At 70.7% G+C, this 26,658-nt stretch carries 25 protein-coding genes; 19 read left to right on the top strand and 6 right to left on the bottom strand.

The window, feature by feature from the left end; all coding sequences use genetic code 11:
* Positions 1-28: 28 nt before the first annotated feature.
* Positions 29-1,471, top strand: coding sequence for a class I adenylate-forming enzyme family protein (locus LO772_RS06230; RefSeq protein WP_231777363.1), 1,443 nt, complete (start codon positions 29-31; stop codon positions 1,469-1,471).
* Positions 1,464-2,618: a thiolase family protein gene (locus LO772_RS06225; RefSeq protein WP_231777362.1), complete on the top strand. Its 1,155-nt coding sequence runs from the start codon at positions 1,464-1,466 to the stop codon at positions 2,616-2,618. The genes LO772_RS06230 and LO772_RS06225 overlap by 8 nt, the downstream gene beginning before the upstream one ends.
* A gap of 406 nt (positions 2,619-3,024) precedes the next feature.
* On the opposite strand, the gene LO772_RS06220 is transcribed toward LO772_RS06225, so the two are convergent.
* Both LO772_RS06220 and LO772_RS06215 read right to left on the bottom strand, forming a co-directional pair.
* Complete coding sequence (locus LO772_RS06220; protein WP_231777361.1) at positions 3,025-3,855, bottom strand: acyl-CoA thioesterase; 831 nt, start codon at positions 3,853-3,855, stop codon at positions 3,025-3,027.
* 48 nt (positions 3,856-3,903) lie between these two features.
* The gene (locus LO772_RS06215) at positions 3,904-4,581 is read right to left on the bottom strand and encodes a TetR/AcrR family transcriptional regulator (RefSeq protein WP_231777360.1); all 678 of its coding nucleotides are present in this window, start codon (positions 4,579-4,581) and stop codon (positions 3,904-3,906) included.
* A gap of 174 nt (positions 4,582-4,755) precedes the next feature.
* Here LO772_RS06215 and LO772_RS06210 point away from each other — a divergent pair, with 174 nt between their 5' ends.
* From LO772_RS06210 to LO772_RS06200, 3 genes are read left to right on the top strand one after another with little or no spacing between them, the layout of a single operon-like run.
* On the top strand, positions 4,756-5,754 hold the full coding sequence (locus LO772_RS06210) for an acyl-CoA dehydrogenase family protein (protein WP_231777359.1): 999 nt from the start codon (positions 4,756-4,758) through the stop codon (positions 5,752-5,754).
* Positions 5,738-6,913, top strand: a complete 1,176-nt coding sequence (locus tag LO772_RS06205; RefSeq protein WP_231777358.1) for an acyl-CoA dehydrogenase family protein — start codon at positions 5,738-5,740, stop codon at positions 6,911-6,913. Before LO772_RS06210 ends, LO772_RS06205 begins: the two co-directional genes overlap by 17 nt.
* 11 nt (positions 6,914-6,924) lie before the next feature.
* Complete coding sequence (locus tag LO772_RS06200; protein ID WP_231777357.1) at positions 6,925-7,710, top strand: enoyl-CoA hydratase; 786 nt, start codon at positions 6,925-6,927, stop codon at positions 7,708-7,710.
* A 308-nt stretch (positions 7,711-8,018) separates the two neighbouring features.
* Here the strand turns inward: LO772_RS06200 and LO772_RS06195 are convergent, their stop codons facing one another.
* From LO772_RS06195 to LO772_RS06185, 3 genes are read right to left on the bottom strand one after another with little or no spacing between them, the layout of a single operon-like run.
* The gene (locus tag LO772_RS06195; RefSeq protein ID WP_231777356.1) at positions 8,019-8,810 is read right to left on the bottom strand and encodes an acyl-CoA dehydrogenase family protein; all 792 of its coding nucleotides are present in this window, start codon (positions 8,808-8,810) and stop codon (positions 8,019-8,021) included.
* Positions 8,811-8,812: 2 nt separating this feature from the next.
* The gene (locus tag LO772_RS06190) at positions 8,813-9,907 is read right to left on the bottom strand and encodes an acyl-CoA dehydrogenase family protein (protein ID WP_231777355.1); all 1,095 of its coding nucleotides are present in this window, start codon (positions 9,905-9,907) and stop codon (positions 8,813-8,815) included.
* On the bottom strand, positions 9,904-10,335 hold the full coding sequence (locus tag LO772_RS06185) for a nuclear transport factor 2 family protein (protein ID WP_231777354.1): 432 nt from the start codon (positions 10,333-10,335) through the stop codon (positions 9,904-9,906). The genes LO772_RS06190 and LO772_RS06185 overlap by 4 nt, the downstream gene beginning before the upstream one ends.
* 1,126 nt (positions 10,336-11,461) lie before the next feature.
* On the opposite strand from LO772_RS06185, the gene LO772_RS06180 reads away from it, so the two are divergent.
* From LO772_RS06180 to LO772_RS06115, 14 genes are all read left to right on the top strand, one after another.
* Positions 11,462-12,844, top strand: coding sequence for an ABC transporter substrate-binding protein (locus tag LO772_RS06180; protein WP_231777353.1), 1,383 nt, complete (start codon positions 11,462-11,464; stop codon positions 12,842-12,844).
* A complete protein-coding gene (locus tag LO772_RS06175; protein ID WP_231777352.1) occupies positions 12,844-14,973 on the top strand; it encodes a branched-chain amino acid ABC transporter permease in 2,130 nt (709 codons plus the stop codon). Before LO772_RS06180 ends, LO772_RS06175 begins: the two co-directional genes overlap by 1 nt.
* A complete protein-coding gene (locus LO772_RS06170; RefSeq protein WP_231777351.1) occupies positions 14,954-15,664 on the top strand; it encodes an ABC transporter ATP-binding protein in 711 nt (236 codons plus the stop codon). Before LO772_RS06175 ends, LO772_RS06170 begins: the two co-directional genes overlap by 20 nt.
* Positions 15,661-16,368 carry an ABC transporter ATP-binding protein gene (locus tag LO772_RS06165; RefSeq protein WP_231777350.1) on the top strand — a complete coding sequence of 236 codons (708 nt, stop codon included), beginning with the start codon at positions 15,661-15,663 and terminating at the stop codon, positions 16,366-16,368. The genes LO772_RS06170 and LO772_RS06165 overlap by 4 nt, the downstream gene beginning before the upstream one ends.
* Entirely contained in the window at positions 16,365-16,775 is a 411-nt protein-coding gene (locus LO772_RS06160) for a hypothetical protein (protein WP_231777349.1), read from the top strand. Before LO772_RS06165 ends, LO772_RS06160 begins: the two co-directional genes overlap by 4 nt.
* A 109-nt stretch (positions 16,776-16,884) precedes the next feature.
* The gene (locus tag LO772_RS06155; protein WP_231777348.1) at positions 16,885-17,055 is read left to right on the top strand and encodes a hypothetical protein; all 171 of its coding nucleotides are present in this window, start codon (positions 16,885-16,887) and stop codon (positions 17,053-17,055) included.
* Positions 17,056-17,086: 31 nt separating this feature from the next.
* Positions 17,087-18,382 (top strand): amidohydrolase family protein, encoded by a 1,296-nt coding sequence (locus tag LO772_RS06150; RefSeq protein ID WP_231777347.1) that lies wholly within the window; start codon positions 17,087-17,089, stop codon positions 18,380-18,382.
* Positions 18,383-18,943: 561 nt separating this feature from the next.
* The gene (locus LO772_RS06145; RefSeq protein WP_231777346.1) at positions 18,944-20,119 is read left to right on the top strand and encodes a CoA transferase; all 1,176 of its coding nucleotides are present in this window, start codon (positions 18,944-18,946) and stop codon (positions 20,117-20,119) included.
* The gene (locus tag LO772_RS06140; RefSeq protein ID WP_231777345.1) at positions 20,116-21,474 is read left to right on the top strand and encodes an amidohydrolase family protein; all 1,359 of its coding nucleotides are present in this window, start codon (positions 20,116-20,118) and stop codon (positions 21,472-21,474) included. Before LO772_RS06145 ends, LO772_RS06140 begins: the two co-directional genes overlap by 4 nt.
* Before the next feature lie 64 nt (positions 21,475-21,538).
* A complete protein-coding gene (locus tag LO772_RS06135; RefSeq protein ID WP_231777344.1) occupies positions 21,539-22,147 on the top strand; it encodes a TetR/AcrR family transcriptional regulator in 609 nt (202 codons plus the stop codon).
* Between the two features lie 14 nt (positions 22,148-22,161).
* A complete protein-coding gene (locus LO772_RS06130) occupies positions 22,162-22,617 on the top strand; it encodes a hypothetical protein (RefSeq protein WP_231777343.1) in 456 nt (151 codons plus the stop codon).
* 342 nt (positions 22,618-22,959) lie between these two features.
* Complete coding sequence (locus tag LO772_RS06125; protein WP_231777342.1) at positions 22,960-24,231, top strand: aromatic ring-hydroxylating oxygenase subunit alpha; 1,272 nt, start codon at positions 22,960-22,962, stop codon at positions 24,229-24,231.
* A 47-nt stretch (positions 24,232-24,278) separates the two neighbouring features.
* Positions 24,279-24,608, top strand: coding sequence for a hypothetical protein (locus tag LO772_RS06120; RefSeq protein ID WP_231777341.1), 330 nt, complete (start codon positions 24,279-24,281; stop codon positions 24,606-24,608).
* A 346-nt stretch (positions 24,609-24,954) separates the two neighbouring features.
* The gene (locus tag LO772_RS06115) at positions 24,955-26,220 is read left to right on the top strand and encodes a metal-dependent hydrolase family protein (protein WP_231777340.1); all 1,266 of its coding nucleotides are present in this window, start codon (positions 24,955-24,957) and stop codon (positions 26,218-26,220) included.
* 107 nt (positions 26,221-26,327) lie between these two features.
* Here LO772_RS06115 and LO772_RS06110 read toward each other — a convergent pair whose 3' ends face one another.
* A complete protein-coding gene (locus LO772_RS06110) occupies positions 26,328-26,585 on the bottom strand; it encodes a DUF2332 family protein (protein WP_231777339.1) in 258 nt (85 codons plus the stop codon).
* Between the last annotated feature and the right edge of the window lie 73 nt (positions 26,586-26,658).

The raw sequence follows: 26,658 nt of genomic DNA, 5'->3' as shown, positions 1-26,658 counted from the left end.
ACTCTTGTTTTGAGAGAGTATCATTCTCATGAACATCGCCATGATCCTCGAAATGGCCGCCTCGGCCGGGGACCGAGCCGTGGTGACCGCGGGCGGACGCTCGCTGACCGCCGCCGAACTGCTCCGCCTCGCCCGTGCCGCGGTCCCGCGCTTCCGCAAGCACCCGGCCGTCCTGTACCTGGGCACCAACCACCTCGCCTTCCCGGTCGCCCTCTTCGGCGCGGCCCAGGCGGGCGTGCCTTTCGTCCCGCTCAACTACCGCCTGGGCGAACAGCAGCTCGAAGCCCTCAAGGACCGCCACCCCGGGGCGCTCGTCCTGAACCCCGAGGACCTCGACGAGCTGATCGCCACGCTCGACGCGGAAGCGGACACCGTGGAGCCCGCCGAGCCGGCCATCCCCGACCCGGACGCCGTCGCGGTCATCCTCTACACGAGCGGCACGACCGCCGCCCCCAAGGCCGCGCTGCTGCGCCACCGCCACCTCATGGCCTACATCTTCAACACGCTGGAGTTCGGCGCGTCCGACGAGACCGAGGCCGCGCTGGTCGCCGTCCCGCCGTACCACATCGCGGGCCTGACCAACCTGCTCTCCAACCTCTACACCGGCCGCCGCATCGTCTACCTGTCGGCGTTCGACCCGAGCGCCTGGCTGGAGACCGTGCGCGCCGAGAAGGTCAGCCACGCGCTCGTCGTGCCGACCATGCTCGCCCGCGTCGTCGGCGTCGTCTCCGGCGACAACGCCGACGTCCCGTCGCTGCGCAGCCTCGCGTACGGCGGCTCGCGCACCCCGCGCCCGGTCCTGGAGCGGGCGCTGCAGGTCTTCCCCGACACCGGCTTCGTCAACGCGTACGGCCTCACCGAGACCGCCTCGTCGGTCGCCGTCCTCGGCCCGGACGACCACCGCGAGGCCTTCGTGTCCACCGACCCGGCCGTACGCGACCGCCTCGGATCCGTGGGCCGCGCGCTGCCCGGCATCGAGTTCGAGGTCCGCACCCCCGACGGCGCCCCCGTGGCGCCCGGCGAGCAGGGCCTCGTGTTCGTGCGCGGCGACCAGGTCTCCGGCGAATACGGCGGCCAGAGCTCGCTGGACGACGGCGGCTGGTTCCCCACGCGCGACCTGGGCCGCCTGGACGCGGACGGCTACCTCTTCATCGAGGGCCGCGCCGACGACACGATCATCCGCGGCGGCGAGAACATCGCCCCCGCCGAGATCGAGGACGTCCTCCTCGGCTGCCCCGGCATCGTCGAAGCGGCCGTGATCGGCGTCCCCGACCCCGAGTGGGGCCAGCGCCTGGTCGCCGTCGTCGTCGGCGAAGGCGACCCCGAGGCCGTGCGCGGGTGGGTCAAGGAGCGGCTGCGTTCGTCCAAGACGCCCGACGCCATCGTTTTCCGCAACGAACTGCCCAAGACCGACACCGGGAAGCTGCTGCGCCGCACCCTGCGCGCCGAGTTGGAGGACTCCCATGCCTGAGGCCGTCATCACCACGGCGCTGCGTACGCCGATCGGCACCGCGATGAAGGGCACGCTCCGCGACACCAGCGCCTTCGACCTCGCGCACCACGTCGTCGCGGCGGCGGCCGAAGGGCTCGACCCCGAGCGCATCGACGACGTCATCCTCGGCGAAGGCCTCTACGGCGGCGGCGTGGTCGCCCGCCACGCGGCCGTCACCGCGGGCCTCACCTCGGCGGCCGGCGTGGCGCTGAACCGCCACTGCGCGGCCGGGCTGTCCGCGGTGCAGACCGCGGCGGCGAGCATCCGCGCGGGCATGGACGAGTTGATCATCGCCGGCGGCGTCAACTCCTCGTCCACCGGTCCGGCCATGCGCTACCGCGAGAACGGCGAGTGGGTCGACCCGTGGCGTCCCCCGACGCACCCGGACAGCCCCGAGGCCCCCAACGGCGACATGTCGATCACGGTGGGCTGGAACGCGGCGGTCAAGGCCGGCGTCAGCCGCGAGGAGATGGACGCCTGGGCGCTGCGCTCGCACCAGAACGCGATCCGCTCGATCGACGAGGGCTGGTTCGACGCCGAGGTCCTGCCGATCGAGACGCCGCACGGCCTGTTCTCCGTCGACGAGCACCCGCGGCGGACGACGAGCCTGGAGAAGCTGGCGTCGCTCAAGCCGCTGCACCCCGAGATCGAGGGCTTCAGCATCACGGCCGGCAACGCGAGCGGCGCGAACGACGCCGCCGCCGCGCTGGTCATCTCCAGCGACAGCGTCGCGGCGGAACTGGGCCGCCCCGCGCTGGCCACCGTGCGCTCGTGGGCGTCCGTCGGCATCGATCCGAAGTACACCGGGCTGGCCCCGACGCAGGCGATCCCGAAGGCCCTCAAGCGGGCCGGGCTCTCGCTCTCCGACGTCGACCTGTTCGAGATCAACGAGGCGTTCGCGTCGATGTGCGTCGCGACGATCAGGATTCTCGACCTCGACCCCGAGCGCGTCAACGTCAACGGCAGCGGGTGCGGCCTCGGCCACCCCGTCGCGGCGACCGGCGCGCGCATGGTCGTCACCCTCATCCACGAACTCCGCCGCCGCGGCGGCGGCATCGGCGTGGCCGCGATGTGCGCGGGCGGCGGCATGGGCTCCGCCGCGGTGATCGAGGTCCCGGCTCCGTAACAGGCACACAGGCGCACAACAGGCACACAGGCACGGGCCGTCACAGCCACCGGCCGCCGAGACGGCGACCGACACCCGGCCCTCGGCGGCGCGCGGACACCCCGCCGCGCCGCCGATCCCCCCGACTCGTCGGACCCGTCGCGCCCCCGGCCCTCGGCGCGACGGGTCCGCACGCAGGAAACCCGCCCACCGCCGCGGGCACCCGTGCCCGACGGACCGGCCGGTTCTCCCGCCCGGTCCGTCGGCCGCAGGGGTGCCCGGACGGAACCCGGCCGCCGCCGCCGCGGAACGGGCCTCGTGGGCGAACGCGGTGACCGGCGTGCCGAGGGACCGCAACTCGCTTGCCGCTTCGGCTCGTTGCGGTCCCCGTGGGTTGTTCGTGTGTACGGAGGGTTCCGTGCCCGGCTCAGCCGCGGAAGCGGAGCAGCGCCTCCTGGGCGAACGAGGCGACCAGGGTGCCGTCCTCGGTCAGGATGTCGCCGCGGCCGAAGCTGCGGCCCCCGGCGTACAGCGGGCTGTGCTGGCGGACCAGCAGCCACTCGTCCGACCGGAACGGGCGGTGGAACCACAGGTTGTGCGACGTCACGGCCGAGGTGAAGGCCTTGCCGGCGTCCTGCTGGCTGACGCCTTCGACCGGGCGCAGCGCGGTGCCGATGATGGTCAGGTCGGTCGCGTACGCGGTGAGCGCGGGCGCCAGTTCCGCGTCGACCTCGGGAGTGCGGAGCCAGAACTCGTATTCGGCCGCTTCGGACTTCGGGGTGTCCAGGTCGACCGTGGACCGCGTCTCCCACGGCAGCAGGTGCAGTTCGATGCGGCTCTCCGGGCCCGGGAGGCCGGAGACCGGTGCGACGCTCTGCCCGGACGGCCCGTCCTCGACGGCGTGCAGGGAGACGGACGCGGTGGCGATGACCCCGGCGTCCTGGCGCGCGGTGATCCCGAGGGCGGCGAACGTGCGGCCTTCCTGGTGGCGCTCGACCTCGTAGCGGACGGGTTCGGCGGCGGACCCCTCGCGCGGGAAGAGCACGTGGAGGGACTTGACGGCCTTGCCGGGGCACGCGAGGACGGCCGCGCGGAGGAATTGGGCGAGCAGTTGCCCGCCGAACAGCCGGTGGTAGGTCAGCTGCTGATTGCGCCCCTGGAAGACGGTGGACGCGGGGCTCTCGGCCGCGGGGGCGTGCTCGTGGAGCTCCAGGCAGGCGAGCAGGTCACTCCACAGATCGGTCGCGTTTTCAGACATGCCCCGAAGTGTAATGATGTTCTCGTCAGAGCAGAATGGTGTTCTCGTCTAAAGCTGTACGAATCCCAGCGCGCAGAAGTCCCAGATCTCGTCCGCGGTGATCGGGTGCGCGTTGTCCTCGTCGGACCCGCCGCTCGACTGGGCGATGAACATGACCGTCTGCATGGTCAGCGCCGCCGCCCGCCGCGGTTTGATCTCGTCCCGCAGGCGGCCCTCCGCGTGCGCCCCGCTCATCAGCTCGCTGAACAGGGACAGCAGCGGAGCGTGCGCGACCTTGACCTCGTCGGGGTGGGTGATCAGCAGTTGCGGCGCGAAGTCGGTGAAGAGGGGGCGCTGCGCGGTCGGGTCGGGCCGGCTCAGCTCGAAGAGCAACTGCACGGCGACCCTGAGTCGGTCGAGCGGGTCCTCCTGCCCGGCGGCCGCGGCGCGGATCTGGTCCGCCGACCTGCGCAGCGCGTCCTCGAAGAGGGCCAGCAGAAGTTCGTGTTTGCCGTCGAAGTGCTGGTAGAAGCTGCGCAGGGACTGCCGCGAGCGGTCGACCACTTCCTGCACGGTGAAGTCGGTGGTGCCCTTCTCCGTGATGATCGCCTGGGCCGCATCGAGAAAGCGCTCCACGCGCTGCTCGGCCCGCAGTCTCGCGGTCTTCGTGGAACGCTCGACCGCGCGCTGCTTCCACGCGGGTTCGTCGTTCGCGGTGCTCGGCGAGGCATTCGTCTTCTGCGGCATATTCGAAACCTTACTGCACGATAACGGTGGGACATTTCACTCTCCGAGGACCCTCCAGGTAAATCCCGAGACTCTTACTCTCTACAACTGAGAATGATATTCTCCCCTCGGTGCGCACCGAAACCCCTACAAGGAGGCCGTTCGTGGCTAGGGAGCAAGACGCCGGAGGCCGGGATGCTCTTTGAGTTCGACTCCGACCAGCGGCTGTGGCAGAAAACGGTCCGCTCGGTCGTCACCAAGGAGTGCCCGCCCTCGCTGGTCCGCAAGGTGGCCGACGAGGGGGCCGATCCGGCCCCGCTCTGGAAGGTCTACAACGACCTGGGCTGGACCGAATTGACGGACCCCGCCGAGTCGGTGGAACTGGCGATCGTCCTGGAGGAACTGGGCCGGGCCACCGACCCGACCCCCTACCTGGCGACGATGACGCAGTTCGTCCCCCTCGCCCCGGGCGTCGCCGCCGCCGGGCAGGCCGGCACCGCGCTCTCGGACGGCATCACCGCCCGCCGCGACGGTGACGGCTGGGTGCTCGACGGCACCGCCCGCTTCGTCCTGGACGGCGACCGTGCCGACCTGTTCGCCGTCGTGACCGGCGAAGGCGTCTTCGTCGTGCCGTCCGCCGACGTCACCGCGACGCGCAGCGGCGTGTTCGACCCGCTGCTGCACATCGCCGAGGTCACCCTGTCCGGCGTCCGCGTCACCGAGAACGAGCGGACGGGCGCCGACCCCGAGCACGCCCGGCACATCGCGCTGACCGGTATGGCGCTGAGCACCGTCGGTGCCTGCCGCCGCATCCTGGACCTCACGCTGGAGCACGTGCGCAACCGGCAGCAGTTCGGTGTCGCGATCGGCTCCTTCCAGGCGGTCAAGCACAAGGCCGCCGACATGCACGTGGCCATCGAGCGCGCCCGCGCCCTCGCGTACTACGCCGCGCTCACCATCGCGGCGGACGATCCGCGCCGCCGGCTGGCCGCGTCCATGGCCAAGGCCGCGTCGGGAGAATGCCAGACCCTGGTGTTCCGGCACGGTCTCCAACTCCACGGCGCCATGGGCTTCACGTGGGAGAACGACCTGCAATTCGCCCTCAAGCGGGCCAAGGCCGGCGAGCTGCTGCTCGGCGGGACCGACGAGCACCGGGCGCTGATCGCCGAGGAGTACCGTGCAACTGTCCTTTGACGCGGACGTCCAGGCCTTCAAAGCGGAGTTCGAGGCGTTCGTCGACGCCCACCTGCCGGCCGAGGCCGAGACCGCCGAGCGCTCCACGTCCAGCTCGCACGTCCCCGAGTGGTCCCGCCGCTGGCAGCGGCTGCTGTTCGACGAAGGCTGGCTGCTGCCCGGCAACCCGCCCGAGTACGGCGGGCGCAACGCCAGTCTGCTCCAGCAGTACGTGCACCTGGAGGTGCTGGCCGAGCGCCGCATCTACCACTCGTTCAACCCGCAGGGTGTGGGCATCATCGCCGCGTCCCTGCTGACCTTCGGCACCGAGGAGCAGAAGCGCCGCTGGGCGGTGCCGATCCTGCGCGCCGAGATGACCGCGTCCCTCGGCATGAGCGAGCCGGGCGCGGGCTCCGACCTGGCCGGCCTGCGCACCCGCGCGGTACGGCAGGGCGACGACTTCGTCGTCAACGGGCAGAAGGTCTGGACCTCGGGCGCGCACCACGCCGACGTGCTGCTCACGTTCGTGCGCACCGACCCCGAGGCCCCCAAGCACAAGGGCATCAGCGCGCTGCTCATCCCGACCGACACCCCCGGGGTGACGCGGCGCCCGTTCGCCTCGGCGGCGACCCCCGAGGACCGCGACTTCAACGAGGTGTTCTTCGAGGACGCCCGCGTCCCCGCGGAGAACCTCGTCGGCGAGCTGAACAAGGGCTGGACGGTGGCCAACGGCTCGCTCGGCCACGAACGCACCATGCTGTGGCTGGACTTCTACAAGTACCTGGACCGCCTCACGCGCGACTTCGAGCCCAAGTCGGCGCTCGACAAGAGCCGGTACGCCACCCTCGCGATGGACGCGCAGGCACTCCACCTGCTTGGCTCCGCGGCCCTCGCCCGTGCGGCGCGCGGCGAGGAGGACATCCCGGGCATGTCGGTGCTGAAGCTGTTCGGCTCCGAGGCCGTGCAGGCGGCGAGCGACGCGGCACTGGTCGCGGCCGGACCCGAGGGCCTTGAGCACCCCGGCCGGACAGCGCCGTATTCTCACATGGACATGGAGGCCTTCACCTCCGGTTGGTTCGAACGGTACATCCGGAGCTTCGCCGGGACGATCGCGGGCGGAACCTCCGAAATCCAGCGCAACATCGTCGCCGAGCGCGTACTCGGCCTGCCGCGGAGCTGAGGTACCCCCACGTGAGCCACATCCTGTACGAGGTCGCCGACAAGATCGCCACGATCACGCTCAACCGTCCCGAGGTCGCCAACGCCCAGAACGCGGAGCTGCTGGACCAGCTCGACGCCGCCTGGACCAAGGCGGCCGACGACGACGAGGTGGCCGTCATCGTCCTGCGCGGTGAGGGCCGGCACTTCTCGTCCGGGCACGACCTGAAGTCCGGCGAGAAGCACCAGGGCAAGATCACCCTGGAGCAGATCTACCGTGCGGAGAGCCGCCGCTACCTGGAGTACTCGCTCCGGTGGCGGAACATCCCCAAGCCGTCGATCGCCGCCGTACAGGGCCGCTGCATCGCCGGGGGGCTGCTGCTGGTCTGGCCGTGCGACCTGATCGTCGCGTCGGAGGACGCGCTGTTCTCCGACCCCGTCGTCACGATGGGCATCGGCGGCGTCGAGTACCACGGCCACACGTGGGAGCTGGGCCCCCGCAAGGCGAAGGAAATCCTCTTCACCGGGCGGCCGTTGACCGCGGCGGAGGCCGAGAAGACCGGCATGGTCAACAAGGTGGTGCCGCGCGACGAACTGGACGGCTCGGTACGCGAGTTGGCCGCGCACATCGCCGGCATGCCGCCCTTCGCGCTGCGCCAGGCCAAGCGCGCGGTCAACCAGACCCTGGACGTCCAGGGCTTCTACGCCGCCATCCAGTCCGTCTTCGACACCCACCAGACCGGCCACGGCCACGCCCTGAGCGTCGGCGGCTGGCCGGTCCTGGTCAAGCTGGACGAGATGAAGACGAAGGTGCAGTAGGCGGGCAACAGCAATCCCCGGGTCGGCCGTAGGAGGGCCTGCCCGGGGATTCGCACGTTCGGGCCGCCGCGTGCGGGCCGGCCGTGCCCGCGGATGCGGTGCGTTGTCTCCCGTGACGGCAAAACGGGCTCAAGCCACCGAACGCGCCCACGCGGGCACCGACCCGCCCCCGACCGAACCGGGGCATCGCCCACGACGACGTGCCGGGGGCGGTCGCGAGGCGTCGCCGTCTGCTGCGCGGCGAGGGCGCCGTGCGCGACGACGTGCCGGGTGGGGTCGCGAGGGTGTCGCCACCCCACCCGGTGGGGTCACAGGTGCATCAGGCGCGGGGCCTTGCGTTCCGCGCGGATGTGCGCGCCCGCTTCGCGGGTCAGCTCCTTCGAGCTGCCCAGCAGGCCGTCCAGGAGGTACGCGCGCTTCAGGTGGCGGTGGAAGTCGTGCTCCGAGGTGAAGCCGATGCCGCCGAGGACTTGGCCGCAGTGGCGGGCCGCGGTGAGCGCGGCCTGGCCGGCCGCGGCCTTGGCCAGCAGTGCCCCGAACTCGGTGTCGGCGGCGTGCAGCGTCGCCTCGGCCCCCTCCAGCGCGACCAGCGTCTCCGCGAGGCGGTGCCGGACCGCCTGGAAGGACGCCAGCGCGCGGCCGAACTGCACGCGGTCGACGACGTGCGACCGGGCGAGCGTGAGCATCGTGCGGCCGGTCCCGACCAGCCACCAGCCGAGCGCCCGCCGCCCGGCGGCCAGTTGCGCCGCCGACAGCGGTTCGCCGTCGGCGACCTTGCGCAGCGGCACCTCGGCGTCCAGGATGCCGGTCGCCTCACCGTCACGGTCCCACACGACCCACGAGCCGCCGGCGTACGGCAGCGCTGGGGTGCCGCCCACCGGTTGCCCGGCCGCCGCGAGCACCACGTCGTTGACCAGCGGCGCGTGCACGCCCGTCTCGCCGAGCAGCCGGAAGACGATCGGGACGGCGATGTCGGGGATCTCGGCCAGCATGTCCGGCCAGCCCAGCTCGACCAGCGCCGCGTCCAGCTCCCGGCCCGTCGCCGAGGTCATGGCCTTGCGCAGTGTCTCGGCGAGGAGTTCCTGTTCCTTCAGGTCCATGGTCACTCCTTCCCGAGGTCGAGCAGGCGGCGCGCGATGATGTTGCGCTGGATCTCCGCCGTGCCGCCGTAGATCGTGGCCGCGCGCGAGTACAGGAACTCCTTGCTCAGCCGCGCGTCGGTCAGTTCGACCGAGGCGGGGAGCAATTCGCGTGCCGTGTCGAACAGTTGCTGCTCGGCGGTGGCCAACAGGACCTTGTCGACCGAGGTCTCGGGGCCGAGCTTGTGCCCGTCCCCGAGCCGACGCTGCGTCGAGTGCGACCGGCAGCGCGCGGTGTGCAGCGCGAGGTAGGACGAGCCGATCGCGGCGTCGTCCGGGTACGGGTCCCGCTCCAGCACGGTGTCGAGCTGGGCGAGCAGGTACGCGATGCGGTGCCAGAAGCAGCTGGACCGCTCGTGGGGGAGCAGGTCCATCGCCAGCCGCCACCCGTCCCCGGGCTTGCCGAGCATGCGGTCCGCGGGCACCACGACGTCGTCGAAGAAGACCTCGCAGAACTCGTCGACGCCGTGCATCGTGTGCAGCGGCCTCACGGTGATGCCGGGGGAGTCCATGTCGACGAAGAACGCGGTGATCCCGGAGTGCCCGGGGGAGGTGCGCGTCAGCAGCACGCAGCGGGCCGCGAACTGGGCCAGGCTGGTCCAGACCTTCTGGCCGCTGACCACCCACGAGCCGTCGTCGCGCCGGGTCGCGCGCGTGGTCAGCGAGGCGAGGTCGCTGCCGGAGCCGGGCTCGGAGAAGCCCTGGCACCAGTGCTCGTCGCCGTTGAACAGGCGCGGCACCATCTCCGCGGCCAGCGCGGGCGGCGCGTACTTGATCATGGTCGGGGCGAGGACCTCGATCATCGAGTAGATGCCGGGCTCGGCCAGGTGGCGCGTGGCCACCTCCTCGCCGAGCACCGCGCGCAGCACCGCGGGGCCGCCGAGGCCGGTGACCTCGGCGGGCCAGCCGTACCGCATCCACCCGGCGTCGTACAGCGCGCGCCGCACGCGCGACAGCTGCGCGACCTCGGCGTCGAACGTGGTGACCTCGGGGCCGGGCGTCAGATCGTTTTCGGCGAGCCATGCCGTGAGGCCCGACCGGAATTCCTCGACGTTCATGCCTGCGACGCCTTGGCTTCCTTGGAGTTCTTGTACGAGTGCGGAATGCCGGAGTCGTGGGCCCCGCTGCGGCGCATGAATGTCATGGCCCGCGTCCGCAGGCGCCAGCCGTCGGCGGTGCGCACGTAGGTGTCCTTGTAGTAGCCGATGCGCATGTTGTGCGTGCTCTGGTCGATGAAACACAGCGGCTGCGTCCCGGTCGCGGTGTCGCCGTTCAGGTCGATGAGCGCGGTGCCGGTCATGAAAAGGCCCGTCGGAGCCGCCGCGACCAACTCCGGGAACTCTTCCAGGGGGTAGGTGTCGCCGAACGCGCTGTAGGTGCCGTCGGGGGTGAAGACCCCGATCAGGCCCTCGATGTCGCCCTGGGAGATGGTCACCGCATAGCGGGCGAGCAACTGCTGAATCTCGATCAGATCGTTTGTGGACATGGCCCTTCCGTCCTCCTCGCGCACGCGGTCCAAGTGGTGCCGCGCTCGTGTCTCTCGTTATTCGGGCGCGGCACCCGGGGTCGTGGGTCGCCGGGTCGCGGCCAAGGTCTTGATCTTCGGCTCGATCTTGGATTCGATCGTGGCCAAGCCGGGTTCCGGGGCCGGTCGCCGCGGCTCGGCGGGCCGCGGGAGGGAAGGGCGCCGGAAAGCGAGGAAAGACCGGTTCGGACCCGAGGGCGGAACAAATGTGGCCGAAGTGTTATCGCTGTTCCCTGGGCCACGGTGCCGTGTCGGACGGAAAGATGCCAGGGCGACGCCGGCCCGGTCGCGCGGCCGGGCCGCGGGGGGCGCCGGGCGGCGCACCGCGCGGGACAGGGGAAGGGGCGTCACCGGGCGTCCTCGCTCATCTCCCGGCGCGTCGTGACGACGCCCGAGGGGCTGAGGGCCGCGGTTCGCATGGTCATATGACCTTCCCACTGAGAGAATTGCATTCTCAATTATGAATGGCAGGTTTCCATACGTCGGGCTACGCCGTCAACGCCCTTCGTGAGCTGCAAGCCCGCGATCTGTGCGGGAACGGCAAGCCGAAGGCGGAGAGCAGACAGAGCACTGCCCTGGGATGTTGATTCTCGTTAACAGAGAAGCTACTTTCCTCAAGTCGAGAGGGACATGTCAGACCAGTCGCGATGAGATGGCCCCGCGAGGGGTCGCAAGAGGGGGAGTGGCCGGCGCAACGCCACAAGCTCCGGCCGCCGCCCTCCGGGCAGCCGTCGATCGCGCGCAGGACCACGGGAGTGGCGTCCCGTTCCTGCCACCCGCGGAATCCGGAGTCACCGGAGACGGCGGAATCCCGGCAGAACAAACGGAATCCATCAGCAATGGAGGCCCACGACAACACCGGCGCCAGGCCGGTGATTGCACGTACTCCGTCTCGCTCGGGGGAGGCGGGCACGGGCCCGGCGGTTTCGGCGTGGACACCGAAGCCGGCCGCGAGCCCTTGACACGGCGCCGCGAGACCGCCGTAATCGCACGAATCCGCCCGGCCGGGGAGTCCCTACCCGGTCCGGAGGATCAAGTACATGCACGTCAGCAACAGTTCTGGGGACGATGCCTGAGGAGGCAGCCCGTGAGACCGCAGAGAACCCTCGCCGCCCTGGGGGCGGTCGCTCTGCTGGCGGTCGGCTGTGCCGACCGTGGGGGCTCGAACAGCGAATCGGCTTCCGCATCGCAAGCGCCCGCATCGGCCCTCCCGGCCGATCTCGGCGATCTGAAAGGGGTCTGCCACAAGGGCGACGCGACGAGTTCGCCGGCTCAGGGGGTCACCGGCGACGAGATCAAGGTCGGCGTCTTCTCCGACGTCGGCTTCACGAAGAACCAGGAGTACCTGGACGCCGCGAAGGTGTTCACGTCCTGGTGCAACGACGCGGGGGGCGTCAACGGGCGCAAGCTGGTGGCGGAAATCCGCGACACCAAGATGGTCGAGGTCCGCCAGCGGATGACCGAGGCGTGTCGTGAGGACTTCGCCCTCGTGGGCGGCAGTGCCGCACTCGACGGCATGGGCGTCAAGGACCGGCTGTCGTGCCTGCTGCCGGACTTCCCCGCCCAGCTCACCAACGCCGAGAACGACGGCTCCGATCTCCAGGCGGCCGTCCAGCCCGGCGGCGTCACGTACGCCTCCTACGCCGGCTTCTACTCGTGGCTGATGCAGGAGGCCTACCCCGGCTCGGCCGGTGCGGTCGGCATCATCAACGGCGACTCCCCGGTGACCAAGTACCTGGGCGCCGAAGCCGTGGAAGCCGTGCAGGGCTCCGGCGGCACGATGGCCTACAACGACCTGTACCCCGCCTCGGGTGTCTCCGACTGGACGCCGTACGCCCAGTCGATCAAGAACAAGAACGTCAAGGGCCTGATCTTCTACGGTCAGTACTCCCAGTTGGCGAAGTTGGAGCAATCCCTCACCAACATCGGCTACAAGCTCGACTGGGTCGACGCCAACAACAACGCGTATGGCGACGACTTCATCGGGATCGCCGGCGACAACGTGCTCAGCACCCAGAACAACGTCGTCGACCTGGGCGGTGTCTACCCGCTCGAAAACGCGGCGTCCAACCCCGCGACCCAGCAGGTCTTGGACATGTACGCGAAATACGCACCCGGCGCCAAGGTGACGCTGCCCGCCATCCGTGCGATATCGGCATGGCTGCTGTTCACCAAGTCCGCGGCCGGCTGCGGTGACGAACTCACCCGCAAGTGCGTGTACGAGGCGGCCCTCAAGGAGACCGCCTGGACCGGCGGAGGCCTGCAGGCCCCGCTCGACATCTCCAATCGCGACCAGGCGCCTGCCTGCTACAACGTCGAGGTGGCAACCCCTGATGGATGGAAGCCGGCTGACTTCAAGCCGAACAGCGGTGCGTACCGGTGTGGTGCTCCTGCCGTGAAACTCACCGGAGAGTACGCGAAGCCCCTGACCCTCGCCGATGTCGGCAAGAGCATGGCTGACTTCAAATAATGGACCAATTCATAACGTTCGGGATCGTCGGGCTGAGCACCGCGGCGATCTACGCGATCATCGGCTCCGGGTTGGTGCTCACCTACACGACGACCGGCGTGTTCAACTTCGCCCACGGCGGGGCGGGCATGCTGGCGGCGTTCATGTACTGGCAGCTGACCAAAGGCTGGGGCATGCCCGTGTGGCTCGCCCTCGTCATCTGTCTGCTCGTACTCGCCCCCCTGTTCGGGCTCCTCGTCGAGCTCATCGTCAGACCGGTCGCCCGACTAGGCGAAGCGGAACGACTCGTTGTCACCGTCGCCCTCCTGAGCGGGTTCATCGCGAGCGCCCGGTGGATCTGGAATCCGAACCTCCCACGGTCGCTGGACGAGTTCTTCAGGAACACCAAAGCGGTCCACATCGGTTCGGCGACACTCACGTGGCACCAGATCATCACGATGCTGGTCGCGGTCGCGGTCGCGATCGGCCTGCGCATCCTGCTGTTCAACACCCGCACGGGTGCCGAGATGCGCGCGACCGTGGACGACCGGGCCCTCGCCGGCATGAACGGCGCCGACCCCGTCCGCGCCAACAAGATCGCCTGGATCCTCGGGACCCAGCTCGCGGCGCTCGGCGGCATCCTCATCGCCCCGAAGGTCAGCATGGACGCCCAGCAGCTCGCGCTGCTGATCGTCAGCGCCTACGCCGCCGCGGTCTTCGGCCGGATGAAGAGCCTGCCGATGACGTTCTTCGGCGCGATCGTCGTCGGCTGCACCGAGAGCTACCTCCAGGGCTACCTGCCGCAGAACGAGTACCTGCCGGGTCTGCGCCTCGCGGCGCCCGCGATCCTGCTGCTGCTGGTGCTGCTGCTCTTCCCGCACAACCGCCTCAAGGGCAAGGGTGAGCGGCTGGGCAAGGTCCCGCTGCCGAGCATGGTCGGCACGATGTACTTCGCGCTCGGCACGATCATCTTCGGCGTGATCCTCGCGACGGTCCTCAACGAGGCCTCGCTCATCACGTACGGCCCGATCTTCTCGCTCGGCATCGTGGCGCTCTCGTACGTGCCCCTCGCCGGTTTCGCGGGGCAGATCTCGCTGTGCCAGCTCAGTTTCGCCGGCATCGGCGCGGTGGTCTGGGCACACGTGGGCGACAGCGGGCAAGTGTGGGCGCTGCTGGTCGTGATGGCGGTGTCGGCGGTCGTCGGCGCGATCGTCGCGCTCCCGGCGCTGCGCCTGTCCGGCGTCTATCTGGCCCTGGGCACCGTCGCGTTCGCGTTCATCCTGGACCGGTGGATCTTCACGCTGCCGAACTTCGAGCTGTTCGGGATCAACTTCGCGTTCTTCGAGCAGGGCTCGGTCGAGGTGGTCGGACCCGACATCTTCGGCTACCAGCCCGACTCCTCGAAGGAGATGATGATCCTCGCGGCCATCGTCCTCGGCCTGGCCACGATCGGCATCGCCGCGCTGCGGCGCAGCCGGTTCGGGCGGCGGCTGATCGCGAGCCGCGACAGTGAGGCGGCGTACGCGACGCTCGGCGGGAACCTGCTGATCTCGCGCGTCCTGGTCTTCGCGTTCTCGGCCGGCATCGCCGGTCTGGGCGGCGCCGTGTACGGCATGCAGCAGCGGTCGGTCACCCCCGAGCAGTTCAACCTGGTCGCGGGCCTGCCGCTCTTCCTGATCGCCGTCGTCGCCGGCCTGGGATCCGTGGGTACCGGCTTCGCCTCGGGCTTCATGCTCACCGGCCCGATCTTCGCGATGCAATCGCTGGCACACTGGACGCACAACCTCGCGGCCCTGCTCCCCGGCCTCGCCGGTGTCGGTATGGGCAGCAACCCGGACGGTGTCAACACGCACTTCCGGAACGACTGGACACCGCTCCTACGGAGTCCGATCGCGCTGCCCGGCGCACTCGTGACGATCGCGGCAGGCTGGCTGCTCAAGCTGAACGACGTCATCAACGGCTGGACGTTCCTGTTCGGCGCGCTGGTCATCTGCATGATCCTGCAGAGGTGGGCGCTGAACCGGGCGAACGCCGCGGCAGCCGCGCCCAAGTCGCCGGAGGACCTGATCCCCGTCGAGTGGTGGGGCATCAAGCGTCCGTTCCGCGAGGAGGACAAGGAGGTGCTGGCCCGTGGCATCGCTGGAAGCTGAGAACGTGACGGTGCAGTTCGGCGGCCACCGGGCGCTCGACGGCGTCGGCATCAGTGCCGAGGCCGGACACGTGACCGGGCTCATCGGCCCCAACGGCGCCGGCAAGAGCACGCTCTTCGACGTCGTGTCCGGCCTGCGCCGGCCGAACACCGGGCGCGTGCGGATGCGCGGTCGCGACGTGACCCGCATGGGTCCGTCGCGCCGTGCCCAGCACGGGCTGGCCCGGACGTTCCAGCGGCTGGAGCTGTTCGGCCGCCTGAGCGTCCGCGACAACCTCCTGGTGGCCGCCGAGATCGGCCCCGAGAAGCGGCACGCCCACAAGATCGTCGACGAGATCCTGACCAGGCTCGACCTGCACGATGTCGCCGACGGCCCGTCCGACGCCCTCCCCACCGGTGTCAGCCGGCTGGTCGAGGTGGGCCGCGCGCTCACCGTACGGCCGAGCCTGCTGCTGCTCGACGAGCCGGCGGCGGGGTTGGACTCGGAGGAGACGGACCGCTTCGCGGCCCTGCTCCGGTCCGTCGCCGAGGACGGCACGACCGTGGTCCTGGTCGAGCACGACATGGGCCTGGTCATGAGCGTGTGCGACGTCGTACACGTGCTCGACCTCGGCAAGCTGATCGCCGTGGGGACGCCCGACGAGGTCAAGCAGGACGAGAAGGTCCTCGCCGCCTACCTGGGGGACGCATGAGTACCCTGCTCGAACTGCGCGACGTCCGTGCCGCGTACGATCGGATCACCGTGCTGCACGGTGTCAACCTGAGCGTCGAGCCCGGGCAGGTGGTGGCCCTTCTCGGCCCCAACGGCGCCGGCAAGACCACCACACTGCGCGTCGCCTCCGGGATCCACCCCGTGCAATCGGGGGAGCTCCTGCTCGGTGGCCGCGACGTGGCGGGTGTGAAGTCCCGCGACCTGGCCCGTGCCGGGGTGTGCCTGATCCCGGAAGGGCGGGGCGTGTTCCCGAACCTCTCGGTGCGGGACAACCTCCTGATGATGACCTTCACCGGTCGTTCTCGCGAGGAGATCGAAACCATCGCGTACGAGCGCTTCCCGATCCTCGGGAAGCGCCGCTCGCAGGCCGCCGGGACCATGTCCGGCGGTGAGCAGCAGATGCTGGCCCTGGCACGGGGCCTCGCCACGGATCCGGCAGTACTCATGCTGGACGAACTCTCGATGGGACTCGCGCCGCTGATCGTCGCGAGTCTGTACGAGCAGGTCGCCGAGATCGCCAGTCAGGGCGTCGCGGTGCTCGTCGTCGAGCAGTTCGCGGCGGCCGTCCTCGGCATCGCCGACCACGCCGCCGTGATGGTCCGCGGCAAGATCGAATGGCAGGGCAGTCCCCACGACGGGCTGCGCGAGGAATTGTCCGCCCTCTACATGGGGAGTTCGCTATGACCACGACGTCCACGGAAAAGACGACGTCCTCGGACGAGACGCGCGCGGACAAGTTCGTGCGCGAACTGTCCGAGCTGAAGATCGCCGACCCGGCGGCCGGCCAGGCCAACCTGTGGCTGCGCATCGGCGGCCTGCTGATGCTCGCCGGCCTGGTGATGGGCATCTCGGCCTACTTCATCGCGCACAACACCGAAAGCCCCCTGACCCAGCGCGACGGCATCGCGCTCGGCCTGGGCGGGATCGCCGTCGCCGTGGTGGGCTCCGCGCTGTTCCTGCGCTACTCGCTCACCGGTTTCCTGAGGTTCTGGATGGCTCGCCAGTCCTTCGACCTCAATGTTTTCGCCGATCGTATGCTCGAAAGGGAATCCCTCGATGACCTCGCCAAATCCGACTCCGCGTCCCGGTGACCAACTCGCCAGCACCACAAGCACGACACGTGTGATCGTCGTTCGTGCGACCGGGGGCGGGGAAGCGGAAATCGCGTGCGGGGGGAGCCCGTTGGTTCCCGCGGCATCCGTGCCGGCCGCCTCGGCGGCCGACGGAACCGACACCGTCCTCGGCAAGCGCTACGTCAACGCGGACGACACGCTCGAACTGCTCTGCACCTTCGCCGGTGCGGGCGAGCTGACGTACGGCGGCGAGCCGATGACGCTCAAGGCGGCCAAGCCGCTTCCCGCCTCCGACTGACAGCCGGCCCGCCTCCGACGAAGGAGACCCCATGCAACGCGACGACATGATCCTGATCAGCGTCGATGACCACGTCATCGAGCCGCCGGACATGTTCGTGAACCACCTCCCGGAGCGCTACAAGGACGAGGCCCCGCGCCTCGTCCACCGGGAAGACGGCACCGATGTCTGGCAGTTCCGCGACACGGTGATCCCGAACGCGGCGCTCAACGCGGTGGCGGGGCGTCCCAAGGAGGAGTACGGGCTGGAGCCCCAGGGCCTGGACGAGATCCGGCCGGGCTGCTACGACGTGGACGAACGGGTCAAGGACATGAACGCGGGCGGCCTGCTCGCGCAGATGAACTTCCCGTCGTTCCCCGGCTTCGCGGCCCGGCTGTTCGCCACCGAGGACACGGATTTCTCCCTCGCCCTGGTGCGCGCGTACAACGACTGGCACATCGACGAGTGGTGCGGCGCCCACCCCGGGCGCTTCATCCCGATGGGCCTGCCGGTGATCTGGGATGCCGAGCTGTGCGCCGAAGAGGTGCGCCGCAACGCGAAGAAGGGCGTGCACTCGCTCACCTTCACGGAGAACCCCGCGGCGCTCGGCTACCCCAGCTTCCACGACGAGTACTGGAACCCGCTGTGGAAGGCGTGCTGCGACACCAACACGGTCGTGTCGATCCACATTGGGTCGTCCGGCCGGCTGACCATCCCGGCCGTCGACTCTCCGCCGGACGTGATGATCACGCTCCAGCCGATGAACATCGTGTCGGCCGCGGCGGACCTGCTGTGGTCGCGCGTCATCAAGGACTTCCCGGACATCAGGATCGCGCTCTCCGAGGGCGGCACCGGGTGGATCCCGTACTTCCTGGAGCGCGTGGACCGCACGTTCGACATGCACGCGACGTGGACCATGCAGGACTTCGGCGGCAAGCTGCCGTCCGAGGTCTTCCGGGAGCACTTCCTCACGTGCTTCATCTCCGACCCGCTCGGGGTGAAGCTGCGGCACGACATCGGCATCGACAACATCACGTGGGAATGCGACTACCCGCACTCCGACTCGATGTGGCCGAACGCCCCCGAGGAGCTGTGGAACGACTTCCAGGCGGCGGGTGTGCCGGACGAGGACATCAACAAGATGACCTTCGAGAACGCGATGCGCTGGTACTCCTTCGACCCGTTCACCCACATCCCCCGCGAGGAGGCCACGGTGGGTGCGCTGCGTGCGAAGGCCGAAGGCCATGACATCAGCATCCAGTCGCGGAGCAAGCGCGTGATCGACCCCTCCGAAAAGCTGGAGGCCTTCCGTTCCCGCGCCCGCGCCGCGACGGCCGCCGCGAAGTAGGCGACGGACCGCATTGTGGCCCCCGGGCCGACCGCGCGGCGGCGTGGTCGACCCGGGGGCCGCGCTTTTGCCCGGGCGGTCCCGGTCGACTCGGTGCCTCGGTCGTGGCGGCGGGACGCGGCCGGGGGCGTGGGCCGGGCGGCCTCGGCGGCCCGAACGAGGTTCGGGGCGCCCGCATAGGCCGAGGATACGGCGCGGTTCGCCGGGGCCGGTCACGGCGGCGTCGGGAGAACGGCTCCGCGGCCCCGGGGCCGGATCGGTAGGCGATCGGCGGATCCCGGTGGCGCCCGCGGCACCACGCGGGCCGTGGACGGTTCCGCCATCTCCGGCGGACCTCGTGGGCACGGCGAGTGCGGCCGATGCCCGGCGCCCGGCGACGCTCGCGCGAGCCCGCGGCCGGCCCGACCGAACGGGCATGCCGCGCTTGCGGGTTCCGCGTGTCCGCCGTGGCGGACGTCCGCGACGCCGTGGGCGGGGGTCTCGCCGTCCGCGGCGCCGTCGGCTCCGCCGGGGGCGTGCGCGGGCGTCACGATCGGCCGGGTGCGGCCTACCATGCGATGCATGGAGAGCGGCATTCTCGGGCGTTGGACCCGGTCGGTCGAACGGTTTCTGGCGCCCCTCGAACGCGCGGCCGGGGAGTTCACCGGCCTCACCGGGGTCCCGGTCGACGTGCCCGCCGCGTTGTTCCTGCGCGCGGAGGTCGCCGGGTTCCCCGCGCCGGGCCGCACGTCGGCGAACGGATCCTGCCGGCTGCTCGCGACCGCCGACGGCTGGGCGGCGGTCAACCTGGCCCGCCCCGACGACATCGCCGCGCTTCCGGCGCTGCTCGCGCTGCTGGGGGCACCCGGCGGCACGGGGTCGCCGGCCGAGACCGATGCCGAGCTGGCGGAGGCCGTCCGCCGCGTCCCCTCGGCGGAGGTCGCCGACGCCGCGCAGCTCCTCGGGATGGCCGCGGCGGCCCTCGGCGCGGCCCGCGACGGGCGTCCGGCGGTACGTACGGAACGACTCGGCGAGACCGCCCCGCGCGAACCGGCGGGATTGCGCGTCGTCGACCTGTCGGCGCTGTGGGCCGGACCGCTGTGCGCGCGTCTCCTCGGCCGGGCGGGCGCGCACGTGCTCAAGGTGGAGAGCACCCTGCGACCGGACGGCGCCCGGCTCGGCTCGCCGGACTTCTACCGGTGGCTGCACGACGGCCACGACAGCCGCGTCGTCGACTTCGCGAGCGGTGACCTGCCGGGCGTCGTCGCGGAGGCCGACGTCGTGATCGAGGCGTCCCGACCGCGCGCGCTGCGCCGACTCGGGGTCCGCGCCGAGGAGTTCCTGGCCGCGCGGCCCGGCCGGGTCTGGCTGAGCATCACCGGCTACGGCCGCGACGACGACCGCGTGGCCTTCGGCGACGACGCCGCGGTCGCGGCCGGCCTGGTCGACCGCGACGCACACGGCGACCCGCTCTTCCTCGGCGACGCGATCGCCGACCCGGTCACCGGCATCTACGCGGCCCGCGCGGTGGCCCGGTCGCTGGCCCGGGGCGGCGGCGAACTGGTCGCGGCGTCCATGACCGGGTGTGCGGCGGAACTCGCCGAGCACGCGACCGGCGACCCGCGTGCGGAATCCGCCGCGGGCGAGGGGCCTGCGGCCCGCGCGCGCCCCGACACCGGCCCCGGGGAGCGCCCGCGTGCCGCACAGCCGGAGCCCGCGCGCCGCGTCGGCCCGGCCGACCACCGAGAACGACCGTGACCCGCGGCCCTGTCGACGACCCCGGGCGGGGCCCGGCGGTGACGCACGCCTCTGCGGACGACGCCGACCGGGACCGGGCCGACATGCCCGCGGCGGAGGGTTCGTCCGTCCTCCTCACACGGGTCGAGGTCGAAGGGGCCGGGCTGGTCGATGTGCGGCTTCGGGACGGGCGGATCGTGGAGATCGGGGCGGGGCTGCGTGGGGCGGTCGCGGTGGACGGTCGGAGCGGGGCGCTGCTGCCAGGGTTGCACGACCACCACATCCACCTCGCCGCGCTCGCCGCGGAGGCCGCGTCGGTGCGGGTCGGGCCCGCCGACGTCCGTGATCGGGCCGGGTTCCGTGCGGCGCTGCGGTCCGGGCCGCCGGGGGAGTGGGTGCGGGCCACCGGCTACCACGAGAGCGTGGCCGGCGACCTCGACCGGTGGGTGCTCGACGCGCTCGCCGGTGACCGGCCGGTGCGCGTGCAGCACCGTACCGGGGCGCTGTGGGTCTGGAACAGCGCGGCGCTGCACGCGGCGGGACTGCGCGGCGACGGGCGCTTCTGGCGCGAGGACACCCGGCTGCGCGACTTCGTGCCGCCCGTGCGCCTGGACCTCGCGGGCGTGGGCCGCCGCGCCGCGGAACTGGGCGTCTCGGGTTTCACCAACGCCGATCCGCACCCCCGCGAGGACCTGGCCGCGCTGCTGGCCGTGCTGCCGCAACACGTCGTGATCATGGGACCGGACGCGCCCGCCAAGCTGATGCTCGACGACGCCACGCTGCCGACGCCCGACGAACTGGCGGCGACGATCGCGGCGTTGCGGCCCCAGTCGGTGGCGGTCCACTGCGTGACCCGGGTGCAGCTGCTGGTGACGCTGCTGGCGCTCGACGACGCGGGGCCCGTGGCGGGCGACCGGATCGAGCACGGTTCGGTGATCCCGGACGAGACGATCGCGTGGGTGCGCCGCCTCGGCGTGACCGTCGTGACGCAGCCGCACTTCCCCGTCGAACGCGGTCGCGAGTACGCCCGGGACGTGGACCCCGATGACCGCCCGCACTTGTACCGCTGCCGGTCGCTGGTCGCGGCGGGCGTCCCTGTCGCGGCCGGCACCGACGCGCCGTACGGGACCTCCGACCCGTGGGCGGTCATGCGCGCCGCCGTCGCGCGGGACCGGGAGGAGGCGCTGTCGCCCCGGGCCGCGCTCGGTCTCTTCCTGGGCGAGCCCGGTGCACCGGCCCGCGAACGGCGCGTCCGGGTGGGCGAGCCGGCGGATCTGTGCCTGGTGCGGACGCCCCTGCGCGAAGCCCTCGGGGAACTCTCCGGCGACCTGGTCCGGGCCACCTTCTCGGGCGGCCGGATGATTAACGGCGGATGAACCTTGTCACGTGTCGGAAACTGACCTAATTTACGTTCAGTAGGTTGGTTCGAGAGGGGGACGGGTGACCGATCAACGGCCGTACGCCGCTCTCCGCGCGAAAGGCGAGGACCGCCGCCAGCGCATTCTGGCCGCGACCCAGAAACTCGTGACCCGCCACGGCTGGCGCGGTATCACCCTCGGCCAGATCGCCCGGGCGGCGGGCGTGAGCCCGGCCGGGCTGCTCCACCATTTCGCGTCCAAGGAACAACTGCTCCACGCGGCGCTGGACGCCCGCGACACCTACGACGACGCACAGGTCGACCGCTCCACCGACATCGTCGACCAGCTCCAGCGGGTCGCGAAACGGTTCGAGGACGCCCCGGAGCTGGTGGGGATGTTCGGGGTGCTCCTCATGGAGAACCTCGATCCGGAGGCGCCGTTGCACGACCGCTTGACGGGACGGTACGCGTCCGCACGCGAATCCGTCGCGGACCGGATCCGGCAGGGGCAGCGCGCGGGGATCTACCGCACCGACCTCGATCCGGCCGTCAAAGCGGTGGAGATCGTGGCTTTCATCACCGGAATGGAGACAGCATGGCTCCTCGACCCTTCGATTCCCCTGGCCGAGGTGTTCCGGGAGTACACCGGATCGCTGGTCCGACAGTTGTCCCTGCCGGGCCCCTCCAGCTGAGGCACCGCCTGGTGGTGGCCGCGCCGACGATGGCCGAAGTGGTGCGGTTCGCGGGGGGCTGGCTCTTCGACCAGGTGAGCGCGGGATGGGACGTCCTGGTGCTGACGGCCGACCTCGCGGACGCCCGCCCGCTGCAGATCCTCGGCGCCCACGCGATGCACCTGGAGGACGCGCTCGCCGCACCCGCCCAGGGCCGGCGTCCGCAGGCCGTGGCGGTCGCGGCGGAGCTGTACGAGTCGGACATACGCGTGCGCGAGCGGCTGCGCGCGGCTCTCGCCGACGGCCTGGAGAACGTCAGGATCTGGGACGACGGCTGCATCGCGGACGACGTGGCGGACTTCGCGATGCCGTACCGCCCGAGCAACGCCGCCCGCGCGTTCAAGGCCCAGGCCCTCGTGGCGGCGGCGGTCACGGCCGACGTGGACGTCAAGGGCATGGAGGTGTTCCACACCGTCGGCGCGCTGCGCTAGTTCTCCGGGCGCGTCCGCTCCCCGCCGGAGGGGGCGCGTCGTCGCCACGGGCCGCCGACGTGTCGGCGGCCGTGCGGCTCCTATCTCCCGCGCAGGCCCAACAAACCCTCGGCGCACCGCAGTTCGCACGGCGTATTTCCGTCCGGGCGGCACCCGCTTTCGTGGCCCCGGCCCCGTCGACACCGTCGGCTCGGCCGGGGCCACGCGCGTGTCCGCAATCGGTGGTGTGATCCTCTCGCTCCCCCTGGGCGGAAATATCCCCGAGCTGGGTGGTAATGGCATTCTCATTTCTTGCTACTGGTGTTATCGTGTGGCCGTCGACCTGACCGGAGGATCAGACCCATGGCACATTTCCCGAAGCCCGCCGAGGGCAGTTGGACCGAGCACTTCAAGATCGACACGGCCCCCAGGTCGTACGAAGACTCGATCTCGCCGGAGCACTTCGAGGCCGAGCGTGAGGCGATCTTCAAGAAGACCTGGCTGAACGTGGGCCGCGTGGAGCAGCTTCCGAAGGTGGGCAGCTACTTCACCAAGGAGATCGCGGCGGCGAAGTCGTCGGTCATCCTGGTGCGCGGGCAGGACAACGAGATCCGCGCGTTCCACAACGTGTGCCGCCACCGCGGCAACAAGCTGGTGTGGAACGACTTCCCGCGCGAGGAGGTCTCCGGGAGCTGCCGGCAGTTCACCTGCAAGTACCACGGGTGGCGCTACCAGCTGGACGGCGAGCTGACGTTCGTGCAGCAGGAGGGCGAGTTCTTCGACCTCAACAAGCAGAACTTCGGTCTCGCGCCGATCAAGGCCGAGGTCTGGGAAGGCTTCATCTTCATCAACTACGATGACGAGGCCGCGCCGGTCGCCGAGTACCTCGCCCGCTTCGGCAAGGGCATCGAGGGCTACCCGTTCGACCAGATGACCGAGGTCTACAAGTACCGCGCGGAGATCGGCGCGAACTGGAAGCTCTTCATCGACGCGTTCATGGAGTTCTACCACGCGCCGATCCTGCACCAGAAGCAGGCGGTCGACGACGAGTCGCGCAAGCTGCGCGAGGTCGGCTACGAGGCGCTGGCGTACGACGTGGACGGCCCCCACTCGCTCGTCTCCTCGTGGGGCGGCATGGCCCCGCCGAAGGACGAGTCGATGGTCAAGCCCATCGAACGCCTGCTGCGCAGCGGCCTGTTCGGCAAGTGGGACGCGCCGGACGTCGGCGAGCTGCCCAAGGGCCTGAACCCGACCGGCCACAAGGCGTGGGGCGAGGACTCGTTCCTGTTCTTCCCGAACTTCATGCTGCTCATCTGGAAGCCGAACTGGTACCTGACGTACCACTACTGGCCGACGTCGGTCAACACGCACACTTTCGAGTGCTCGCTGTACTTCGTGCCGCCGACCAACGCGTACGAGCGCCTTCAGCACGAGCTCGCGGCGGTGACGTTCAAGGAGTACGCGCTCCAGGACGCGAACACCCTGGAGGCGACCCAGACGATGCTGGAGTCGCGTGCGGTGACCGAGTTCCCGCTGAACGACCAGGAGATCGCGCTGCGCCACCTGCACAACACGGCGCAGGCGTACGTCGCCGAGCACTTGGCGGAGAAGAAGAAGCAGCAGGCGTCGGCCTGAGTGCCGACCGGCTTCCGGAATCCCTGACGAGGAGAGAACAACCGATCATGAGCAACCTGCTGCCCGCGGAGTACGCGGACCTGGAGAAGTTCGCGGACTGGATCCTGCCGACGGAGAAGGAGCGCTACGCGAAGCGCCTCGCGTCGTCGATGGAGGAGCTCCAGGCGTTCTACGACGAGGCGTTCCCGCGTCTCGAGGCGGCGGTGCCGTATCTGAAGACGGTGTCGCTCGAGGACATCTCGGAGGAGGACAGGAACCTGACGTACCTGTTCTGCTCGCTGGTGAACGTGACGTTCCCGGTCGAGGTGTGGCGCCAGGCGCGCGTCCCCGACAGCGGCGCCTCGATGGTCGACTGCATCGTCGAACCCGCCATCTGACGCACCGAACGCACGGCGCGGGGCCATGCCGGCCATGGCCCCCGCCCGTCTGACCGACCGTCGCCGCCGGCGCGGGAGCGTGCCGCCGTCCACGCGGACGGGGCACGCCCCACGGCGACGGTCCACCGCCCGTTCCGCCCCCGACCCGGTGTCGGCGTGCGCGGGCGGGCGCCCACCATTTCTCGCGGGGACACCTCGGCCGCGCGGCGGCGGCAACCGCCGACCGCGCGCCGGGCCCACCGCGTAGACCGCGATCGGCCCGCGGCGGCGCGCGACGCGGTGCGGCCGTGCTCTTCGGCCGCCTCCGCCGGCGCGCGAGTTCCCCCGACGCCAAAGGAGTTCGCCCATGCCCCGCCCCCGCGCACCCCAGCATCCGATCCTGCTGCGCGCCGCCCGCATGCTCGACGTGGACCGGGGGGAACTCGTCACACCGGGTGAACTGCTCGTCGAGGGTGACCGCATCACCGCCGTCGCACCCGAGACCGTCCCCGACGACGCGGTCGTCGTGGACCTCGGCGACCTGACGCTGATCCCGGGCCTGATGGACATGGAGGTCAACCTCCTCCTCGGCGGCCCGGACCACCGCAGCCCGCTCAACCCCGTCCAGGACGACGCCGCGCTGCGCACCCTGCGGTCCGTGGCCAACGCCCGGCGTACGCTGCGCGCGGGCTTCACGACCGTCCGCAACCTCGGCCTGTTCGTGCAGACCGGCGGCCTGCTGCTGGACGTCGCGCTGAAGAAGGCCATCGACTTCGGCTGGATCGAAGGGCCGCGCATCGTGCCGGCCGGCCACGCCATCACGCCGACGGGCGGCCACCTCGACCCGACGATGTTCCAGGCCTTCGCGCCGCACATCATGCCGCTGACCGTCGAGGAAGGCATCGCCAACGGCGTCGCCGAGATCCGCCACGCGGTCCGCTACCAGATCAAGCACGGCGCCAAGGTCATCAAGACATGCGCGTCCAACGGCGTCATGTCGCACACCGGCCCGGCCGGCGCGCAGCAGTACTCCAACGAGGAACTGGCCGCGATCGTCGACGAGGCCCACCGCGCGGGCCTCAAGGTCGCCGCGCACTGCATGGGCGACCTGGCGACGCGCAACGCGATCGAGGCGGGCATCGACTGCATCGAGCACGGCTCGCTCGCGACGAACGAAACCCTCGACATGATGGTCGAGAACGGCACGTTCCTCGTCGCCACCACCTACCTCGCCGACGCGATGGACGTCTCGCACGCCGCCCCCGAACTCCAGGCCAAGGCCGCGGAGGTCTTCCCCCAGTCGCGCCTGACCATCACCCGGGCCATCGAGAAGGGCGTCAAGGTCGCCTGCGGCACCGACGCCCCCGCCATCCCGCACGGCCGCAACGCCAAGGAACTCGTCGCCCTCGTCGACCGCGGCATGACCCCCCTCCAGGCCATCCGCTCCGCCACCACCGTCGCCGCCGACCTGATCGACGCCGACGACCGGGGCCGCCTCGAACCCGGCCTCCTCGCCGACATCATCGCGGTCCCCGGCGACCCCCTGGCCGACATCACCACCACGGAAAACGTCCGCTTCGTCATGAAGGGCGGTCAAGTCTTCCGCAACGACACCGCCCCCACCGAAGACTGACCCGAACAGGCCGCCCAGAAGCGGGACTTCGCCGCGCGGCCCCAAGGGTCTCTTGGGCTCGGGGCAAGGGGAGCAAAGGCCGGGCCATCTGGCCCGGCCTTTGCTCGTCAGCCGTGGTGGTGCCAGTTCAGCCAAGCGCCGTGCGGGTGGTAGTCGCCCAGGGCGATCTCGGCCGTGGCGCGGCGGTGGGCCAGGTCGGTGAAGCGCAGGCGTGGTTCTTCGCCGGGTTCGGCCCGGAGCCACAAGATGCGCCGCTGGCTGGAGAGTTCGTGCAGAAGAGCGCGGTGTGCGGCACGAGCCTGTGGCGTGAAGTGCGCGGTGACAGCGGTGTGGTAGACGCACACGACCACGTTCGCGGGGGTCACTGCATGTCAGCGTGCCGATACAGAACGGCGGGGAGTTGCACGAACAAGTGCAACTCCCCGCCGCGGCGAACCT

The organism is Yinghuangia sp. ASG 101 (assembly GCF_021165735.1).
In the GTDB taxonomy this organism is placed as follows: domain Bacteria; phylum Actinomycetota; class Actinomycetes; order Streptomycetales; family Streptomycetaceae; genus Yinghuangia.
This window is presented reverse-complemented; position numbering and strand designations above follow the sequence as displayed.

Excerpts from the sequence above, each read along its gene's own strand:
- LO772_RS06230 (WP_231777363.1), top strand. The coding sequence starts at position 29 with ATGAACATCGCCATGATCCTCGAAATGGCCGCCTCGGCCGGGGACCGA.
- LO772_RS06225 (WP_231777362.1), top strand. The coding sequence starts at position 1,464 with ATGCCTGAGGCCGTCATCACCACGGCGCTGCGTACGCCGATCGGCACC.
- LO772_RS06220 (WP_231777361.1), bottom strand. The coding sequence starts at position 3,855 with ATGTCTGAAAACGCGACCGATCTGTGGAGTGACCTGCTCGCCTGCCTG.
- LO772_RS06215 (WP_231777360.1), bottom strand. The coding sequence starts at position 4,581 with ATGCCGCAGAAGACGAATGCCTCGCCGAGCACCGCGAACGACGAACCC.
- LO772_RS06210 (WP_231777359.1), top strand. The coding sequence starts at position 4,756 with ATGCTCTTTGAGTTCGACTCCGACCAGCGGCTGTGGCAGAAAACGGTC.
- LO772_RS06195 (WP_231777356.1), bottom strand. The coding sequence starts at position 8,810 with ATGGACCTGAAGGAACAGGAACTCCTCGCCGAGACACTGCGCAAGGCC.
- LO772_RS06190 (WP_231777355.1), bottom strand. The coding sequence starts at position 9,907 with ATGAACGTCGAGGAATTCCGGTCGGGCCTCACGGCATGGCTCGCCGAA.
- LO772_RS06185 (WP_231777354.1), bottom strand. The coding sequence starts at position 10,335 with ATGTCCACAAACGATCTGATCGAGATTCAGCAGTTGCTCGCCCGCTAT.
- LO772_RS06175 (WP_231777352.1), top strand. The coding sequence starts at position 12,844 with ATGGACCAATTCATAACGTTCGGGATCGTCGGGCTGAGCACCGCGGCG.
- LO772_RS06165 (WP_231777350.1), top strand. The coding sequence starts at position 15,661 with ATGAGTACCCTGCTCGAACTGCGCGACGTCCGTGCCGCGTACGATCGG.
- LO772_RS06160 (WP_231777349.1), top strand. The coding sequence starts at position 16,365 with ATGACCACGACGTCCACGGAAAAGACGACGTCCTCGGACGAGACGCGC.
- LO772_RS06150 (WP_231777347.1), top strand. The coding sequence starts at position 17,087 with ATGCAACGCGACGACATGATCCTGATCAGCGTCGATGACCACGTCATC.
- LO772_RS06145 (WP_231777346.1), top strand. The coding sequence starts at position 18,944 with ATGGAGAGCGGCATTCTCGGGCGTTGGACCCGGTCGGTCGAACGGTTT.
- LO772_RS06125 (WP_231777342.1), top strand. The coding sequence starts at position 22,960 with ATGGCACATTTCCCGAAGCCCGCCGAGGGCAGTTGGACCGAGCACTTC.
- LO772_RS06120 (WP_231777341.1), top strand. The coding sequence starts at position 24,279 with ATGAGCAACCTGCTGCCCGCGGAGTACGCGGACCTGGAGAAGTTCGCG.
- LO772_RS06115 (WP_231777340.1), top strand. The coding sequence starts at position 24,955 with ATGCCCCGCCCCCGCGCACCCCAGCATCCGATCCTGCTGCGCGCCGCC.